Origin of the sequence: Pseudomonas sp. St316 (assembly GCF_018325905.1) — a bacterium.
In the GTDB taxonomy this organism is placed as follows: Bacteria; Pseudomonadota; Gammaproteobacteria; order Pseudomonadales; family Pseudomonadaceae; genus Aquipseudomonas.
In genome coordinates, this window is record NZ_AP021901.1 from 4794838 (window position 1) to 4810661 (window position 15824).

A 15824-nucleotide genomic window follows, 5' to 3' on the forward strand; every position below is an offset into this window, starting at 1 on the left:
TAACGCTACATCTTTAGCACGAGGAGATTTTCACAACCATGATGCGCATCCTGCTGTTCTTGGCCACTAACCTGGCGGTCGTGCTGATTGCCAGCATCACCCTGAGCCTCTTCGGCTTCAACGGGTTCATGGCGGCCAATGGGGTTGATCTCAACCTCAATCAGCTGCTGATTTTCTGTGCGGTGTTCGGTTTCGCCGGTTCCCTGTTCTCGCTGTTCATCTCCAAGTGGATGGCGAAGATGAGCACCAGCACCCAGATCATCAGCCAGCCGCGCACTCGCCACGAGCAATGGCTGCTGCAAACCGTCGAGCAGTTGTCCCGTGAAGCCGGTATCAAGATGCCGGAAGTCGGTATCTTCCCGGCCTACGAGGCCAACGCCTTCGCCACCGGCTGGAACAAGAACGACGCGCTGGTCGCCGTCAGCCAGGGCTTGCTCGAACGGTTCTCGCCCGATGAAGTCAAGGCCGTGCTGGCCCACGAGATCGGCCACGTCGCCAACGGCGACATGGTGACCCTGGCGCTGATCCAGGGCGTGGTGAACACCTTCGTGATGTTCTTCGCCCGCATCATCGGCAACTTCGTCGACAAGGTGATCTTCAAGAACGAAGAGGGCCAAGGCATCGCCTACTACGTGGCGACCATCTTCGCCGAGCTGGTACTGGGCATCCTTGCCAGCGCCATCGTCATGTGGTTCTCGCGCAAGCGCGAGTTCCGCGCCGACGACGCAGGTGCACGCCTGGCGGGTACCAGCGCCATGATCGGGGCCCTGCAACGCCTGCGCGCCGAGCAAGGCTTGCCGGTGCACATGCCCGACACCCTGAATGCCTTTGGCATCAACGGTGGCATCAAGCAGGGCCTGGCTCGCATGTTCATGAGCCACCCGCCCCTGGAAGAGCGTATCGACGCACTGCGTCGTCGCGGCTGATCGCCGGGTTCAAAAAACCCGCAGTAATGTTGTTCACTTAGAAAAAACGGCGCTTCTTTCAGAAATGGGAAGCGCCGTTTTTTTGGCTTTTTTTGCGGTACTTGTTTTGGTGTGTATATCCATTGCTGCGGTAACGGCCACTTAGGGTTCCGCTCTTACAGCGGCTCACTTTTGGAAGAGCGGAACCATAAACCGCCGTTACCGCAGCAACGGATATGCACTCGATCAACAAAATCCAGGCCACCTGTCAGGGCACCTTCGCGAGCAAGCTCGCTCCCACAGGGAATCCTTGGTGGAACACAGAGGTTTGTTCACAGCCGATCAATGTGGGAGCGAGCTTGCTCGCGATGGGGTCATTCCAGCCAACACATCAATCACTGGAAATCCGATACACCCGCTCATCCAGCCGCTTCACGCCCGCCTGCAAAAACTTCCAGCTCTCCCCCAACACATCCTGCTCCTGCAACACCTCCAACTGCCAAACACCTCCCAGCAGCCGCTGCACCTCATCATTCCCTACAGAGAACGGTGGACCAGGCATTTCATCCTGGTTGTAATCCAGGGTAATCAACAATCCGACGCCGTCGGGCAAGATCTCCTGCAGATGGGCCGCGTAGCGTTCCCGCATCGGCATAGGCAAGGCAATCAACGCAGCGCGGTCGTACAACCCCGCGCAATCGGCCACTTCCTGCGGGCCGAGGGCAAAGAAATCACCGCAGCGAATCTCGATATCACCGGCACGGAACACCTTGAAAGCACCCTCTTCACTCACCCTCGGCTCAAGCTGATGCTCAAGGAAAAAATCAGTGGCGGCTTTTTCCGACAACTCCACGCCCAGCACCGAGTACCCCTGATGGGCAAGCCACAGCAGGTCCAGGCTTTTCCCACACAATGGCACCAGCACCCGACTGCCCTGGGCCAAGCCCAATTGCGGCCAGAAACGTTGCAGGTACGGGTTTACCTGCGGCGAGTGAAAACCAATCTGGTTCGATGACCAGCGCTTGTGCCAAAACTCGGGCTCCATGCTTCGCTCCAAATAATTCGATCAAAACGGGCTAAAACTTATATTAGATTTAGATCATTGACCTGACGGAAGATGATTACATCTTAACGCTCAGGAGCCCCTTCATGCTGCCCAGCCTGTTTATCTCCCATGGCTCACCAATGCTCGCCCTGGAGCCCGGCGCCAGCGGTCCGGCATTGGCTCGCCTGGCCACTCAATTGCCCAAGCCCAAGGCCATCGTCATCGTGTCCGCCCACTGGGAAAGCAACGAATTGCTGGTCAGCGCCAATCCGCAGCCGCGCACCTGGCACGACTTCGGCGGCTTTCCACCAGCCTTGTATGAGGTCCAGTACCCCGCGCCTGGCGATCCTCAACTGGCGACGCAAGTCGCAGCCATGCTCAACACCGCGAACCTGCCGGCACGCCTCGACCCTCAACGGCCGTCCGACCATGGCGTCTGGGTGCCATTGTCCTTGATGTACCCCGAGGCCGACATCCCGGTGGTGCAGGTTTCCCTGCCCAGCCGCCAGGGCCCGGTGCTGCAGACACAGGTCGGCCAGGCCCTCGCGAGCCTGCGCCAGCAAGACATCCTGCTGATCGGCTCCGGCAGCATCACCCATAACCTGCGCGACCTGGACTGGAACGCCGGCCCCGACAGCGTTGAGCCCTGGGCCAAGGCGTTTCGCGACTGGATGGTGGAGATGCTGGCGGCCGACGATGAGGCCGCGCTGCATGATTACCGTCGCCAAGCGCCGAACGCCGTGCATAGCCACCCCAGCGATGAGCATTTGTTGCCGCTGTATTTCGCCCGGGGTGCAGGGGGCAAGTTCAGCGTTGCCCATGCGGGATTCACGATGGGGACGCTGGGGATGGACATCTATCGGTTCGATTGACTGATGGACCGGTCGCTTCAATCGCGAGCAAGCTCGCTCCCACATTGGATTTTCGGCGCTCACAAAACCCTTGTGGGAGCGAGCTTGCTCGCGATTGGCGTCCACACCACTCTCCCTGAAGAAACATCAAACGACAGGCAAAAAAAAATCCCCGAACCAGTCGGGGATTTTTTATGTTCGATCAATCAGCCCAAGAGCCGATCAATCTTCGCGATAGCGACGCAGCTTGAGCTGCTTGCCGGCTACACGAGTGTCTTTGAGCTTGGTCAGCAGCTTCTCCAGACCGTCTTCCGGCAGCTCTACCAGGCTGAAGCTGTCACGCACCTGGATGCGGCCGATAGCTTCACGGGCCAGGCCGCCTTCGTTGAGGATGGCACCCAGCAGGTTCTTGGCAGCAATGCCGTCACGGGCACCCAGCGCGGTACGGCAGCGAGCACGACCTTCGGCCAGCGGGATCGGAGCACGACGCTCGCGATCACCACGGTCCGGACGATCACCGGTGCGCTCAGGACGATCGCCACGCGGTGCGTTGTTCGGCACCAGGGGACGTTCCTTCTCGATTGCAGCCAGGTTCAGCGCTTGGCCATTGGTGGCCTTGCGCAGCAGTGCGGCAGCCAGGGCACGTGGGGTGCAACCGATGTCGGCGGTCAGGCGATCGAGCAGATCACCGTGGGTCGATTCGGCGTCAGCCACCAGTGGCGACAGGCTGTTGGTCAGTTTCTTGATGCGAGCATCGAGAACGGCCTGGGCGTCCGGCAGGCGAACTTCAGCTACCTTCTGGCCAGTTACACGCTCGATCACTTGCAGCATGCGACGCTCACGCGGGGTGACCAGCAGCAACGCACGGCCTTCGCGACCGGCACGACCAGTACGGCCGATGCGGTGAACGTAGGATTCCGGATCGTACGGCATGTCCACGTTGAATACGTGGGTGATGCGCGGAACGTCCAGGCCACGGGCGGCAACGTCGGTCGCCACAACGATGTCCAGGCGGCCATCCTTGAGGGAATCGATCACGCGCTCACGCTGGTTCTGGGCAATGTCACCGTTCAGCGCAGCGGCTTTGTAGCCTTTGGCTTCCAGGGCACTGGCCAGGTCCAGGGTCGCTTGCTTGGTGCGCACGAACATGATCAGGGCGTCGAAGTCTTCCACTTCCAGCAAGCTGAGAACGGCAGACGTCTTCTGGTCGGCGTGAACCAACAGGTGAGCCTGTTCGATCGCGGTGACGGTCTGGGTCTTGGTCTGGATCTTCACGTGTTGCGGATCGCGCAGGTGGCGCTCGGCAATGGCACGGATCGATTGCGGCAGGGTAGCCGAGAACAATACAGTCTGGCGGGTCGCTGGCAGGGCCTTGAAGATGACTTCCAGGTCATCCATGAAACCCAGCTTGAGCATTTCGTCGGCTTCGTCGAGAACCAGGTGGTTCACGGTAGCCAGGACTTTTTCGTCACGACGCAGGTGATCGCACAGACGACCCGGAGTGGCGACAACGATCTGCGCGCCATTACGGATGGCTTTCAGTTGTGGGCCCATCGGGGCACCGCCGTAAACGGCCACAACAGTAACGCCAGGCATCTGCTTGGAATAGGTTTCGAAAGCGGTTGCTACTTGCAGCGCCAACTCACGAGTTGGCGCCAGGATCAGGGCTTGCGGTTCGCGCTTGGCAGGATCGATGCGATGCAGGATAGGCAGGGCGAACGCAGCGGTTTTACCCGTACCGGTTTGCGCCTGGCCAATCATGTCGTGGCCGGCCATGATGATCGGGATCGATTGCTGCTGAATCGCCGAAGGTTCTTCGTAGCCGGTCGCAATGACGGCAGCAAGAATGTTCGGGTTGAGATTAAAAGCGGCGAAGCCGCCGGTTTCCTGGGTCATGGGTCTGCCTCTAAGTGCATCCGCAAAGACCCATGCTCCAAAGCTGCGCGTGCCGTGTTGAGACTCAAGAGTCGCCCTGGCTGCTTTGTCGGCGGGGATTTGCGAAAACGAATGAATGAAAAAGAACGTCCTGGAAGCATCCGTTGTGCGGACATGCAACCGAAGCTGACTTCGGGGAATTGCGCTACCTTGACGCGGCCCGGCTAAAGGCCGGCGCGCACTATACCGGAATTCGCCCGAAAAGGGAGCTTTTTTTATCGGAAAAGCCCGGCATATGGCTCTCTGCCACAGACTTTGGGGATAACTGCAAAACCTTCTGTTTCGCAAAGACCCAGCGCTGCGGGGGCAGGATGCTAAAACGGTTCATCTTTAGCTGTGGGAGCAAAGCTTGCTCGCGAGGCAGGCACTGCGATTCCCGCAAGTACTGAGTTGTGTTTATCGCGAGCAAGCTTTGCTCCCACAGGCGGTTGTCACACCCTGGACGTGTTTCAGGTCGCCGGGCGGATGGCCTTGATCAACGACTGCAACGAATAACCCAGTCGCGGTGCCAGCCCTTCGGCCCTGGCGACCAGTCCCTGCATGTCCAGCTCCTGGTCCAGGTCCGCCGGCACGATCAGGATCACATTGCCCTCCTTCACTGGCAGCTCCCAATAATGCCGATGGTACAAGCCGCGCAACAGCGCCGCCCCCAGTGGCTTGCCGTCATCCGTGGCCCACTGGTTGATCACCAGCCAGCCGCCCGGGTTGAGGCGTTTCTGGCAGTTTTCCAGGAAGCCCCAGGCCAGGTGCCCGACGCCAGGACCGACATCGGTATAAAGGTCGACGAAAATCAGATCCGCCGACTCTGCGCTTTCAAGCAGTTCCAGTGCATCGCCGACGCGGATGTACAGTCGCGGATCGTCATCCAGCCCCAGGTATTCGATGGCCAGGCGCGGCACATCGGGGCGCAATTCGATGGCCTCGACATCTTCCAAGGGCAGGAACTTGAGGCAGGCCTGGGTCAACGTACCAGCGCCCAGGCCCAGGAACAGCGCACTTTCCGGCTGCTCGTGACACAACGCGCCGATAAGCATGGCGCGGGTATAGTCATATTCGAGCCAGCTCGGATCGGCTGTGAACACGCAACTCTGCTCGATGGCATCGCCAAACTCGAGAAACCGGTAATCGGCCACCTCGAATACGCGAATCATGCCGAACTCGTCGTGCACCTCGGCGAGCAAATGCTCGACGCGCTCCTCTGTCATTTCATCTCCTGATGGTGACCGTGCCGGCTTGAGCCTGCGTATACGGGACAAAGGCGCAATTGTCCGCGAAGCAACCGGAGCAGGTCACGCACTAATTTGCTGATAACATGGCCGCCCGAGCGTAAATCACCTAGAGATCATGATGAGCCAACCCTGGAGCCCTGACAGCTGGCGCGCCCTGCCGATCCAGCAACAACCCCGCTACCCCGACGCCGCGCACCTGTTGCAGGTGGAGCAGACCCTGGCCAGCTATCCGCCCCTGGTGTTTGCCGGCGAAGCCCGGGAGTTGCGCCGTCAGTTCGCCGAGGTGACCCAGGGCCGGGCATTCCTGCTGCAAGGCGGCGACTGCGCCGAAAGCTTTGCCGAGTTTTCGGCGGCGAAGATCCGCGACACCTTCAAGGTGCTCCTGCAGATGGCGATCGTCATGACCTTTGCCGCCGGCTGCCCGGTGGTCAAGGTTGGGCGCATGGCCGGGCAGTTCGCCAAGCCGCGCTCGGCCAACGATGAAACCATCAATGGCGTGACCCTGCCGGCCTACCGGGGCGATATCGTCAACGGCATCGGCTTCGACGAAAAAAGCCGCGTACCGGACCCGGAGCGGCTGTTGCAGTCCTACCACCAGTCCACCGCCACCTTGAACCTGCTGCGGGCCTTCGCCCAAGGCGGATTCGCCGACCTGCACCAGGTGCACAAGTGGAACCTGGACTTCATCGCCAATTCGGCCCTGGCGGAAAAGTACAGCCACCTGGCCGACCGCATCGACGAAACCCTGGCGTTCATGCGCGCTTGCGGCATGGACAGTTCGCCGCAACTGCGCGAAACCAGTTTCTTCACGGCCCACGAAGCGTTGCTGCTCAATTACGAAGAAGCCTTCGTGCGCCGTGACAGCCTGACCAACGACTATTACGACTGCTCGGCCCACATGCTATGGATCGGCGACCGCACCCGTCAGTTGGACGGCGCCCATGTCGAATTCCTGCGCGGGGTGAACAACCCGATCGGGGTCAAGGTCGGCCCGAGCATGGACCCGGACGATCTGATACGCCTGATCGACGTGCTCAACCCGCAGAACGACCCCGGCCGACTGAACCTGATCGCCCGAATGGGTGCGAACAAGGTCGGTGAACACTTACCGCCGCTGTTGCGCGCCGTGCAGCGTGAAGGCAAGCAAGTGCTGTGGAGCTCAGACCCGATGCACGGCAACACCATCAAGGCCAGCAGCGGCTACAAGACCCGGGACTTTGCGCAGATCCTCGGTGAAGTGAAGCAGTTCTTCCAGGTCCACGAAGCCGAAGGCACCTATGCCGGCGGGATTCACATCGAAATGACCGGGCAAAACGTCACCGAATGCATCGGCGGCGCACGCCCGATTACCGAGGACGGGCTGTCGGACCGCTACCACACCCACTGCGACCCGCGGATGAATGCCGATCAGTCGCTGGAGCTGGCGTTTTTGATTGCCGAGACGTTGAAGCAGGTTCGGCGGTGAGTCAGTAGGTTCTTCATCGCCAGTTAAATTGTCATCGCGAGCAGGCTCGCTCCCACATTGATTGAGTCGTTCACAAATATTGTGTTCACCAGAGATCAACTGTGGGAGCGAGCTTGCTCGCGATGGCGATGCCTCAATCACCATCGATCTGGGCCAATGCCACCGCCAACCGAACCCCACCCACCCGCTGGCAATTGAGCTGGACCCGCTCCAACCCCAGCCACCGGGCCATGCGCCTCAGGTTCAGCGCCAGGGCGTGCATGCCCTCCTCGTCCAGGCCCGACGCATCCTCGTGCACGGCATGCACGGCCAACTGCCCCAAGGCCCGCTCTGCCCGCAGGTCCACCCGCGCCGCGATGCGCTCGTGGTGCAGGAACGGCAACACGTAATAGCCGTACACCCGCTTGTGGACAGGCGTGTAGATCTCCAACCGGTAGCGAAAGTCGAACAAACGCTCGGTACGACCGCGCTCCCAGATCAGCGAGTCGAACGGCGACAGCAAGGCACTGGTGGCGACTTTGCGAGGAATTTTCGCCGCGGGTCGGCACCAGGCCGGTTGTTTCCAGCCCTGCACCTGACAGCGCAGCAGCTCTCCAGCCTCCTCCAACTCAGCCAGCCGCCCGCGGCTGTCGGCCGGAGCGAGGCGAAAGTAGTCGCGCAGGTCTTTCTCGGTCGCAATGCCCAAGGCGTCGGCGGCATGTAGCAGCAAGGCGCGTTGGGCCTGGGCCTCGTCCGGCAACGGTTGTTGCAGGATCGAGGCCGGCAGCACCCGTTCGGGCAAGTCGTAGAGCCGCTCGAACCCGCGCCGCCCCGCCACCGTGACTTCGCCCGCCGCGAACAGCCACTCCAGTGCATGTTTCTCCGCACTCCAGTCCCACCAAGGCCCGGCCTTCTCCTGACGCGTAGACAAGCTGCCAGCCCCCAGGGCGCCCTGTTCCTGGACCGACGCCAGGACGCGGCGGATGACATCCTGGCGTTCTTGGCCGAAACGCGCCAACTGCTGATAAATCCCTTCGCCACCCGACGCCCGATTCATGCGCCAGCGCATCAGCGGATACATCGACATCGGCAGCAGCGACGCTTCATGCCCCCAGTATTCGAACAGCGTACGACGTCGGCCCTGGCTCCAGGCTGCTTGATCAAGCAAATCGCGATTGTAGTGACCGAGGCGGGAGAACAGCGGGAGGTAATGCGAGCGCACCAGCGCATTGACTGAGTCGATCTGCAGGACGCCGAGGCGTTCGATCAGGCGGTTGAGGTGTGAGGGTTGCACCGAAGCTGGCGGTGAACGCCCATCGAATCCTTGGGCGGCCAACGCCAGACGCCGGGCCTGTTTGAGGGTAAAGGACAGAGTCGCGGGCATGGAGATCTCCTTCTCTGCTCGCAACCTACCTCACCAATAAGGAGTTTGTGTAGGTAAGGATGGATCATTTGTGCATTGGGTCGTCCCAGAATGGCCGAACCACTTCCTGCTCCACGTCGGCACGACTCACACCAATATCCTTGAGCGCCTCGTCGCTCATTCCGGCCAGCAGTTCGCGCTCGTGGTGCAATTCGTACCAGCGGCTAAACTTGTGCAGCAGGGCGCTGACGGAAAAGCCGTGGGAGAGTTTGTCTATCAGTAGATAACCTTTTTGACCTTTCATCGTGATGTCCTCCGTTGGGGATGGATCAAGTCTCGCGCTAACGATAAGATCAATCCAACGAATGTTTCTTATGCAATACATCTCGGAGATTGATCAATTGTCGAGTTACCCGAGCATCGATACGGAAGTGCTGCGTACCTTTGTCGCCATCGCCGACCAAGGCGGTTTCACCCGGGCCGGGGAATTGGTCAATCGCACCCAGTCTGCCGTCAGCATGCAGATGAAGCGGCTGGAAGAAGACGTATTGCAAAGGCGGTTGTTCGAGCGTGACGGACGCCAGGTCAAGCTCACCGCTGAAGGCCAGGTACTGCTGGGTTACGCGCGGCGGATCCTCAAGCTGCACAGCGAGGTGTTCAATACCCTGCGTGAACCGCACATGGTCGGCACGGTGCGCATCGGCACGCCGGACGATTACGTGATGCGCTTCCTGCCAGGCATCCTGCAACGCTTCGCCCAGTTCTACCCGCTGATCGAAATTGAAGTGCACTGCGAATCGTCCAAGCAGTTGCTGCTGCGCCAGGACCTGGACCTGTCCATCGTCACCCGCAAACCGGGGGACGAAATCGGCCAGCTGCTGCGCAAGGAACGCTTTGTCTGGGCCGAAGCCGCCTGCTTCAACGTCCACGAACAAACACCGCTGCCGCTGGCGATGTTCAACAGTGACTGTTTCTGCCGGCAATGGGCCTGCAATGCGCTGGATGCCATGGGCCGCGATTATCGCGTGGCGTACAACAGCTCGAGCCTGTCGGCGCTCATGGCGGTGGTGGGCGCCGGCCTGGCAATCACGGCGCAACTGGAAAGCCTGCTGACCCCGGACATGCGCGTACTGGGCGAGGCTGAGGACCTGCCGGAACTGCCCGAGGCCAGCATCATGCTGATCCGCAACCTGCATAACCCATCGCCGATCACCGAGTGCCTGGCCGAGCACATCATCGAAGGCTTCAAACTTTAAAGGCGAGCAGCACCGCGCAGAGCACCAGGAAACCGCAGAACAGCCCGCGCAACAGCCGCTCCGGCAAGGCGTGGGCGACTTTCACCCCCCAACTGATGCTCAGCAGACCACCGACGGCCAGCGGCAGGCCGATTCTCCAGTCCACCTCGTGGTGAAACGCATAAGTGGCGAGCGTCACGCCGGTACTGGGCAAGGCCAGCGCCAGGGATAACCCTTGGGCGACCACCTGGCTGGTGCCAAAAATGCTGGTCAGGATCGGCGTCGCGACCACGGCCCCGCCGACGCCGAACAGACCGCCCATGGTGCCGGATGCCGCCCCCAGCACGCCGAGCCATGGCCAGCCATAACGCATCTGCGCCGAAGCCGGTGCGTTGGCGGCGAACATGCGGGCCAGATTGTAGAGGGTCAGCGCGATCAGGAACGCGACGAAGCCGATCCGCATGCTGTTCGCGTCGATCCCCACGGCCCAGATCGAACCAAGCCAGGCAAAGCAGAAACCCATGGAAGCCAACGGCAGGACATGGCGCAATTCGAGACGATTGCGCTGGTGATAGCGCCACAATGCGAGCATCACGTTGGGCACTACCATGACCAGTGCGGTGCCTTGGGCCAACTGCTGGTCGAGGCCGAACCAGACGCCCAGCACCGGAATGGCAATCAGGCCGCCACCGATCCCGAACAATCCCCCCAGGGTGCCCAATGCGGCACCGAACACCAAAAACAACACAAATTCGAACAAGACGATTCCCCTTTCCTCAAGGCCCTTATCCTACGCAGTCGGCGCTAGCTGGGGAACGTAACATCTGATCAGAACGTCAAAATTATCTGGCGCATTAAAGGTTCGCCCGCTAGATTTATCACGATCATTGATTGAAGGTTTTTGCCATGAGCACCCCGCGCGACACCCCCGAAGCCTGCGAAGCCCTGTTGCTCGACAACCAGGTCTGTTTCGCCCTGCACTCCACGTCGCTGCTGATGACCAAAGTCTATAAGCCGCTGCTGCAGGCCCTGGGCCTGACGTATCCGCAATACCTGGCGATGATGGTGCTGTGGGAAAAAGACGGCTTGACCGTCGGTGAAATCAGCACCCGCCTGCTCACCGATCCCGGTTCGCTGACCCCACTGCTCAAGCGCCTGGAAGCTGAAGGCCTGTTGAGCCGCACCCGCAGCCGGGAAGACGAACGCGTGGTGATTGTCGAACTCACCGCGCAAGGACGAGCCCTGCAGCAAAAGGCCCTCGACATCCCCCAATGCATCCTCGCCGCCAGCGGCCAGACCCTGGAGCAGTTGAAGAAGCTGCAACTTGACCTGCAGGCACTGCGCGGGCATTTGCAAGACAGCCTTTGACTTACCTGCAACTGACCCACCGCTATCGCGAGCAAGCTCGCTCCCACACTTGATGCTCAGCGGCTATAAATCTGCGTTCGATGCGAATCCAGTGTGGGAGCGAGCTTGCTCGCGATGGCGGCACTTCCCCACACTTGATGCTCAGCGGCTATAAATCCGCGTTCGATGCGAATCCAATGTGGGAGCGAGCTTGCTCGCGATGGCGGCACTTCCCCACACTTGATGCTCAGCGGCTATAAATCTGCGTTCGATGCGAATCCAATGTGGGAGCGAGCTTGCTCGCGATGGCGGCTTCCTTCCGCTCCCTGATCTGTACTTGCCCATCTAAAATTTTTTTGCTGCGCTAAAACGCTCTAGATCAAGGGTTACACGCCCTTTCAGTGGCGCAAATTCAGCTCGTCTCGAAAATTTATCTTGCGCGCAAAATATTAGCGCTATACATTCATCTCGCACCTACTTAGCGCGCAAACATTTAGCGCAACAAAACCAACCCAGGAACGAGGCTCTCATCATGCAAACTCTCTACACCGCAATCGCAACCTCCACCGGCGGCCGTGATGGTCGTGCGATCTCCAGTGACAACATCCTCGACGTCAAACTCGCCACACCCAAGGAACTCGGCGGTGCAGGTGGTGCGGCGACCAACCCTGAGCAACTGTTCGCCGCCGGCTATTCGGCCTGCTTCATCGGCGCACTGAAATTCGTGGCCAGCCAGAGCAAACGCAAGATCCCGGACGACGCCTCGATTACCGCCCATGTCGGCATCGGCCAGATCCCCGGCGGTTTCGGCCTCGACATCGACCTGCACATCAGCCTGCCAGGGCTGGAACAGGCCGACGCGCAAAGCCTGGTGGACGCGGCTCACCAAGTCTGCCCGTACTCCAACGCCACCCGCGGCAACGTTGATGTGCGCCTGCACGTCACCGTCTGACCACCGACCCTGGACCCGAACCTAAGGAGATGCACATGAACACGCTCAGCAAAGCCCTGACCGGCACCCTTCTCGCGCTCAGCGTCAGCAGCGCCTTCGCCGACGGCATCGTCGAACACAACACCCAGGCGTTTCTCGACGCGCTGAATGCCGGCACCGGCAAGCCATTGGAGCAGCTGTCGCCCAAGGACGCCCGCGCCATCCTGGTCGGCGCCCAGGCAGGTGTGAAACTGACCTTGCCCAAGGCTGACGTCAGCGAGAAAACCATCCAGGTCGATGGCCAGCCGATCAGCCTGACCATCGTCCGGCCGGCCGGAATCAAGGGTGAGCTGCCCGTGTTCATGTTTTTCCACGGCGGCGGTTGGGTCCTGGGAGACTTCCCGACCCATGAACGGCTGGTTCGGGATCTGGTGGCGGGTTCGGGCGCCGTCGCGGTGTTCGTCAACTACACGCCCTCACCCGAGGCGCACTATCCGGTGGCGATCAACCAGGCTTATGCGGCGACGAAATGGGTGGCCGAACACGGCAAGCAAATCAACGTCGATGGCAAACGCCTGGCCGTGGTGGGCAACAGCGTCGGCGGCAACATGGCGGCCGTCGTGGCGCTGATGGCCAAGGACAAGGGCACTCCGGCGATCCGTTTCCAGGCCCTGTTGTGGCCGGTAACCGATGCCAGCTTCGAGACGGCGTCCTACAACCAGTTCGCCGAAGGACACTTCCTCAGTAAAAACATGATGAAGTGGTTCTGGGACAACTACACCACCGATGCCGGGCAACGCAGCGAGATCTATGCCTCGCCGTTACGCGCCAGCACCGCACAACTCAAGGGCCTGCCTCCCGCGCTGGTACAGACCGCCGAGGCCGATGTGTTGCGCGATGAGGGTGAAGCCTATGCCCGCAAACTGGACGCCGCCGGAGTGCCCGTCACCGCCGTGCGCTACAACGGCATGATCCACGACTATGGCTTGCTCAACGTGGTGAGCCAGGTGCCAGCGGTGCGTTCGGCGATGTTGCAGGCGTCCGAAGAGCTCAAACAGCACTTGAAATAACTGGGCTCCGGAGCCTTTGTGGCAAGGGCTGTGGGAGCAAGGCTTGCCCGCGATGAAAGCAGCGCGGTGTCTCTGGAACCGAGGTCTCTGTATCGCGAGCAAGCTTTGCTCCCACACAAGCTCCCGCGGTCCCCGGTCTAAACAGGAGACAGCGGACACAAAAAAGCCCGACTCAATGGTCGGGCTTTTTCATACACAAGGCTTCGCTTATTTAGCGCGGCCTTTGTAGGAACCGCCTTCGCGGGTATCGATCTCGATCATGTCGCCGATTTCGATGAAGTCAGCTACCGACAGCTCGGTACCGTTCTTCAGTTTGGCAGGCTTCATCACCTTGCCGGAAGTGTCACCGCGAGCGGAGCCTTCGGTGTAGTCAACCTGACGCACGATGGTGGTCGGCAGTTCTACGGAAACCAGGCGCTCTTCGAAGAACACGGCTTCGCAGACGTCGGTCATGCCTTCTTCGATGAACGGCAGAACGCTTTCGATGTCTTCGGCGTTCAGCTCGTACATGGTGTAGTCAGTGGTGTCCATGAACGTGTAGGTGTCGCCGCTGATGAAGGACAGCGTCGCTTCTTTGCGGTCGAGGATCACGTCGTCCAGTTTGTCGTCGGCGCTGTAGACGATCTCGGTCTTGTAACCGGTCAGCAGGTTCTTCAGCTTGGTCTTCATGATCGCGCTGTTACGACCCGACTTGGTGAACTCAGCTTTCTGAACCAGCCAAGGATCGTTTTCGAGACGGATCACGGTCCCGGGTTTCAGTTCTTTACCAGTTTTCATTACGAATATCCGAATTTGGATGGGATTGACAAAAATCTAGGCCGCGTATCATATCCAATTTCCATAAAACTTCACCAGCGCCGCGGCAAGATCGGCTCGCGAGGCCTGTTCCAGACACCATGCCTGGGCATGTTCGGCCAGTTCCTGCTGGTGTTCACGGGTCGATTTCCAGTGTTCGGCCATGTCCTGGCCGGCATTCCAGGCGCGCCACAGACCGCTGATCGCTTTTTGCGCCGCGGGCGAAAGCCCCTGGGTGTAAAGCCTGAGGAACGCCTCGAGTTTTTCCAGGTGGACGTCTTCTTCCTGCTGATAGATGTGCCAGAGCAGCGGCCGTCCCGACCATTGGGCACGCACGAAGGAGTCTTCGCCACGCACGGCGTTGAAATCGCAACACCAGAGCAGTTGATCGTACTGGTCCTGTCGGACGAACGGCAGCACCTGTACCGTCAAAGCCCCGCGTCGATGCAACGCCCCCACCTTCAGGCCATCGATCCCGAGCCAGCGCTCGACATCCCCCAGCACCCGCCCCTCGGGAACCAGCACATGAAACGCCTGGGTATCGCTTGCCATGGCGTCGAACCAGCTCGCCAACCCGACGTTCTCGTAGGCAAACAGCGAGATCAGGCAGGTCTGCGGCGCCCGCTCGACGCCCAGCCCTTGCAGGAACATTCGTTGCGCCTCGGTATCCTGCTGAAATTGCCGGCGGCGCTCCAGAAGCCCCGCCTCACGCAGCAGGCCACCTGTTCCTTCCTGGAAGCCCGGGAAAAAGAAATATTTCTGCACGTGTTTGTATTTGACCGACGGCAGGCCGTGGCAACCGATCACCCAGTCCTCGGCGCTCAAATAATCAAGGTTCATCCACAGGGGCGTCGTCTGGCGCGCGGCCATCGCATCCATGTAGGCGCTCGGCAACTGGCAGGCAAACGCAGCGATCACCACGTCGGCGGCTTCGGTGGCCGCCCACTCCCCGGGCCAGTGACGCACTTGCACGCCCTGCTGCCATTGCTCGGACAGGGTGATGTCGATTTCCGGGCAAATTCGTTCGAAGGCACGCAGGTCGTCGACCCATAGCCGCACCGCACATCGATGCTCGGCCACCAACTGCCGAGCCAGGCGCCAAGTGACACCAATGTCGCCAAAGTTATCGACGACGGTGCAAAAAATATCCCAACGCACGGTCATTCCCGACTCCCTGTGGCAAAGGCCTGATTGTCCCGAATAAACCGATCACGCAGAAGAGCCGACGGCGATTAATCTTCATGCGACAATCACCGCCTGCCCATGACCCTGCCAGGAAGCAGCCATGCCCGATCACTCGACACCCTCGCGCCTCACCGCTTTGCAATTGACCTTTAGCATCGCCCTGGGCCTGTGGCTGGGGTTTCTCGCCATCGTGTTGACGGGCTGGCTGCTGTCCAGATTCCTGTTCAACGAACAACTGGCACCCGTGGCCGCCGCCGTCCATCAATTGGCGCAACCACCGGCGGTGCAACCACCCCCGGAGCCACCTACACCGATGTTCGAGCAGTACCAGCAGAACCTGCAGAAGAACGAGCAGCGCCAAGCGCTCGATCAGGCCCGCAACAATCCGCGCAACCTGTCCAACCCCAAGTGCCAGTTCTGGCTGCAACAGGACCAGAATGCACCCAGTGAAAAAAGCCGCGCCAACGTTCTGCAATTCTGCGAATGACC

16 protein-coding genes are annotated in these 15824 nt (G+C 60.4%); 8 read left to right on the forward strand and 8 right to left on the reverse strand.

Going from position 1 to position 15824, the window contains the following annotated elements; genetic code table 11:
• The first annotated feature begins 38 nt into the window (after positions 1 to 38).
• A complete protein-coding gene (htpX, locus tag KI237_RS21305; protein ID WP_003199411.1) occupies positions 39 to 926 on the forward strand; it encodes a protease HtpX in 888 nt (295 codons plus the stop codon).
• A gap of 370 nt (positions 927 to 1296) precedes the next feature.
• Here htpX and KI237_RS21310 read toward each other — a convergent pair whose 3' ends face one another.
• Positions 1297 to 1950 (reverse strand): thiopurine S-methyltransferase, encoded by a 654-nt coding sequence (locus tag KI237_RS21310; protein ID WP_212796934.1) that lies wholly within the window; start codon positions 1948 to 1950, stop codon positions 1297 to 1299.
• 104 nt (positions 1951 to 2054) lie between these two features.
• On the opposite strand from KI237_RS21310, the gene KI237_RS21315 reads away from it, so the two are divergent.
• Positions 2055 to 2822, forward strand: a complete 768-nt coding sequence (locus tag KI237_RS21315) for a DODA-type extradiol aromatic ring-opening family dioxygenase (RefSeq protein ID WP_212796935.1) — start codon at positions 2055 to 2057, stop codon at positions 2820 to 2822.
• Positions 2823 to 3023: 201 nt separating this feature from the next.
• On the opposite strand, the gene KI237_RS21320 is transcribed toward KI237_RS21315, so the two are convergent.
• Both KI237_RS21320 and KI237_RS21325 read right to left on the reverse strand, forming a co-directional pair.
• Positions 3024 to 4697, reverse strand: coding sequence for a DEAD/DEAH box helicase (locus tag KI237_RS21320; RefSeq protein WP_212796936.1), 1674 nt, complete (start codon positions 4695 to 4697; stop codon positions 3024 to 3026).
• Between the two features lie 488 nt (positions 4698 to 5185).
• Entirely contained in the window at positions 5186 to 5941 is a 756-nt protein-coding gene (locus KI237_RS21325) for a spermidine synthase (protein WP_212796937.1), read from the reverse strand.
• Between the two features lie 142 nt (positions 5942 to 6083).
• Here KI237_RS21325 and KI237_RS21330 point away from each other — a divergent pair, with 142 nt between their 5' ends.
• Positions 6084 to 7430, forward strand: coding sequence for a class II 3-deoxy-7-phosphoheptulonate synthase (locus KI237_RS21330; RefSeq protein ID WP_212796938.1), 1347 nt, complete (start codon positions 6084 to 6086; stop codon positions 7428 to 7430).
• 133 nt (positions 7431 to 7563) lie between these two features.
• On the opposite strand, the gene KI237_RS21335 is transcribed toward KI237_RS21330, so the two are convergent.
• On the reverse strand, positions 7564 to 8793 hold the full coding sequence (locus KI237_RS21335) for a winged helix-turn-helix domain-containing protein (protein WP_212796939.1): 1230 nt from the start codon (positions 8791 to 8793) through the stop codon (positions 7564 to 7566).
• A 64-nt stretch (positions 8794 to 8857) separates the two neighbouring features.
• Positions 8858 to 9076 carry a DUF1127 domain-containing protein gene (locus tag KI237_RS21340; RefSeq protein ID WP_003199394.1) on the reverse strand — a complete coding sequence of 73 codons (219 nt, stop codon included), beginning with the start codon at positions 9074 to 9076 and terminating at the stop codon, positions 8858 to 8860.
• A gap of 97 nt (positions 9077 to 9173) precedes the next feature.
• Here KI237_RS21340 and KI237_RS21345 point away from each other — a divergent pair, with 97 nt between their 5' ends.
• A complete protein-coding gene (locus KI237_RS21345; RefSeq protein ID WP_018603125.1) occupies positions 9174 to 10028 on the forward strand; it encodes a LysR substrate-binding domain-containing protein in 855 nt (284 codons plus the stop codon).
• Here the strand turns inward: KI237_RS21345 and KI237_RS21350 are convergent.
• Positions 10018 to 10767, reverse strand: coding sequence for a sulfite exporter TauE/SafE family protein (locus KI237_RS21350; protein ID WP_212796940.1), 750 nt, complete (start codon positions 10765 to 10767; stop codon positions 10018 to 10020). The two genes, KI237_RS21345 and KI237_RS21350, sit on opposite strands and share 11 nt — an antisense overlap.
• Before the next feature lie 146 nt (positions 10768 to 10913).
• Between KI237_RS21350 and KI237_RS21355 the strand changes: the two genes are divergently transcribed.
• The 3 genes from KI237_RS21355 to KI237_RS21365 all read left to right on the forward strand — a co-directional run bounded on the left by KI237_RS21355 (position 10914) and on the right by KI237_RS21365 (position 13355).
• Positions 10914 to 11375 carry a MarR family winged helix-turn-helix transcriptional regulator gene (locus KI237_RS21355; protein ID WP_212796941.1) on the forward strand — a complete coding sequence of 154 codons (462 nt, stop codon included), beginning with the start codon at positions 10914 to 10916 and terminating at the stop codon, positions 11373 to 11375.
• Positions 11376 to 11886: 511 nt separating this feature from the next.
• Positions 11887 to 12306, forward strand: coding sequence for an organic hydroperoxide resistance protein (locus KI237_RS21360; RefSeq protein ID WP_212796942.1), 420 nt, complete (start codon positions 11887 to 11889; stop codon positions 12304 to 12306).
• 35 nt (positions 12307 to 12341) lie between these two features.
• Positions 12342 to 13355, forward strand: coding sequence for an alpha/beta hydrolase (locus tag KI237_RS21365; RefSeq protein WP_212796943.1), 1014 nt, complete (start codon positions 12342 to 12344; stop codon positions 13353 to 13355).
• Between the two features lie 207 nt (positions 13356 to 13562).
• On the opposite strand, the gene KI237_RS21370 is transcribed toward KI237_RS21365, so the two are convergent.
• Both KI237_RS21370 and earP read right to left on the reverse strand, forming a co-directional pair.
• Complete coding sequence (locus KI237_RS21370) at positions 13563 to 14132, reverse strand: elongation factor P (RefSeq protein WP_003199385.1); 570 nt, start codon at positions 14130 to 14132, stop codon at positions 13563 to 13565.
• A gap of 48 nt (positions 14133 to 14180) precedes the next feature.
• Positions 14181 to 15314: an elongation factor P maturation arginine rhamnosyltransferase EarP gene (gene earP / locus KI237_RS21375; RefSeq protein ID WP_212796944.1), complete on the reverse strand. Its 1134-nt coding sequence runs from the start codon at positions 15312 to 15314 to the stop codon at positions 14181 to 14183.
• A 121-nt stretch (positions 15315 to 15435) separates the two neighbouring features.
• Between earP and KI237_RS21380 the strand changes: the two genes are divergently transcribed.
• The gene (locus tag KI237_RS21380) at positions 15436 to 15822 is read left to right on the forward strand and encodes a hypothetical protein (protein ID WP_212796945.1); all 387 of its coding nucleotides are present in this window, start codon (positions 15436 to 15438) and stop codon (positions 15820 to 15822) included.
• The last annotated feature ends 2 nt before the right edge of the window (positions 15823 to 15824 follow it).

Excerpts from the sequence above, each read along its gene's own strand:
- htpX (WP_003199411.1), top strand. The coding sequence starts at position 39 with ATGATGCGCATCCTGCTGTTCTTGGCCACTAACCTGGCGGTCGTGCTG.
- KI237_RS21310 (WP_212796934.1), bottom strand. The coding sequence starts at position 1,950 with ATGGAGCCCGAGTTTTGGCACAAGCGCTGGTCATCGAACCAGATTGGT.
- KI237_RS21315 (WP_212796935.1), top strand. The coding sequence starts at position 2,055 with ATGCTGCCCAGCCTGTTTATCTCCCATGGCTCACCAATGCTCGCCCTG.
- KI237_RS21320 (WP_212796936.1), bottom strand. The coding sequence starts at position 4,697 with ATGACCCAGGAAACCGGCGGCTTCGCCGCTTTTAATCTCAACCCGAAC.
- KI237_RS21325 (WP_212796937.1), bottom strand. The coding sequence starts at position 5,941 with ATGACAGAGGAGCGCGTCGAGCATTTGCTCGCCGAGGTGCACGACGAG.
- KI237_RS21330 (WP_212796938.1), top strand. The coding sequence starts at position 6,084 with ATGAGCCAACCCTGGAGCCCTGACAGCTGGCGCGCCCTGCCGATCCAG.
- KI237_RS21335 (WP_212796939.1), bottom strand. The coding sequence starts at position 8,793 with ATGCCCGCGACTCTGTCCTTTACCCTCAAACAGGCCCGGCGTCTGGCG.
- KI237_RS21340 (WP_003199394.1), bottom strand. The coding sequence starts at position 9,076 with ATGAAAGGTCAAAAAGGTTATCTACTGATAGACAAACTCTCCCACGGC.
- KI237_RS21355 (WP_212796941.1), top strand. The coding sequence starts at position 10,914 with ATGAGCACCCCGCGCGACACCCCCGAAGCCTGCGAAGCCCTGTTGCTC.
- KI237_RS21360 (WP_212796942.1), top strand. The coding sequence starts at position 11,887 with ATGCAAACTCTCTACACCGCAATCGCAACCTCCACCGGCGGCCGTGAT.
- KI237_RS21365 (WP_212796943.1), top strand. The coding sequence starts at position 12,342 with ATGAACACGCTCAGCAAAGCCCTGACCGGCACCCTTCTCGCGCTCAGC.
- KI237_RS21370 (WP_003199385.1), bottom strand. The coding sequence starts at position 14,132 with ATGAAAACTGGTAAAGAACTGAAACCCGGGACCGTGATCCGTCTCGAA.
- earP (WP_212796944.1), bottom strand. The coding sequence starts at position 15,314 with ATGACCGTGCGTTGGGATATTTTTTGCACCGTCGTCGATAACTTTGGC.
- KI237_RS21380 (WP_212796945.1), top strand. The coding sequence starts at position 15,436 with ATGCCCGATCACTCGACACCCTCGCGCCTCACCGCTTTGCAATTGACC.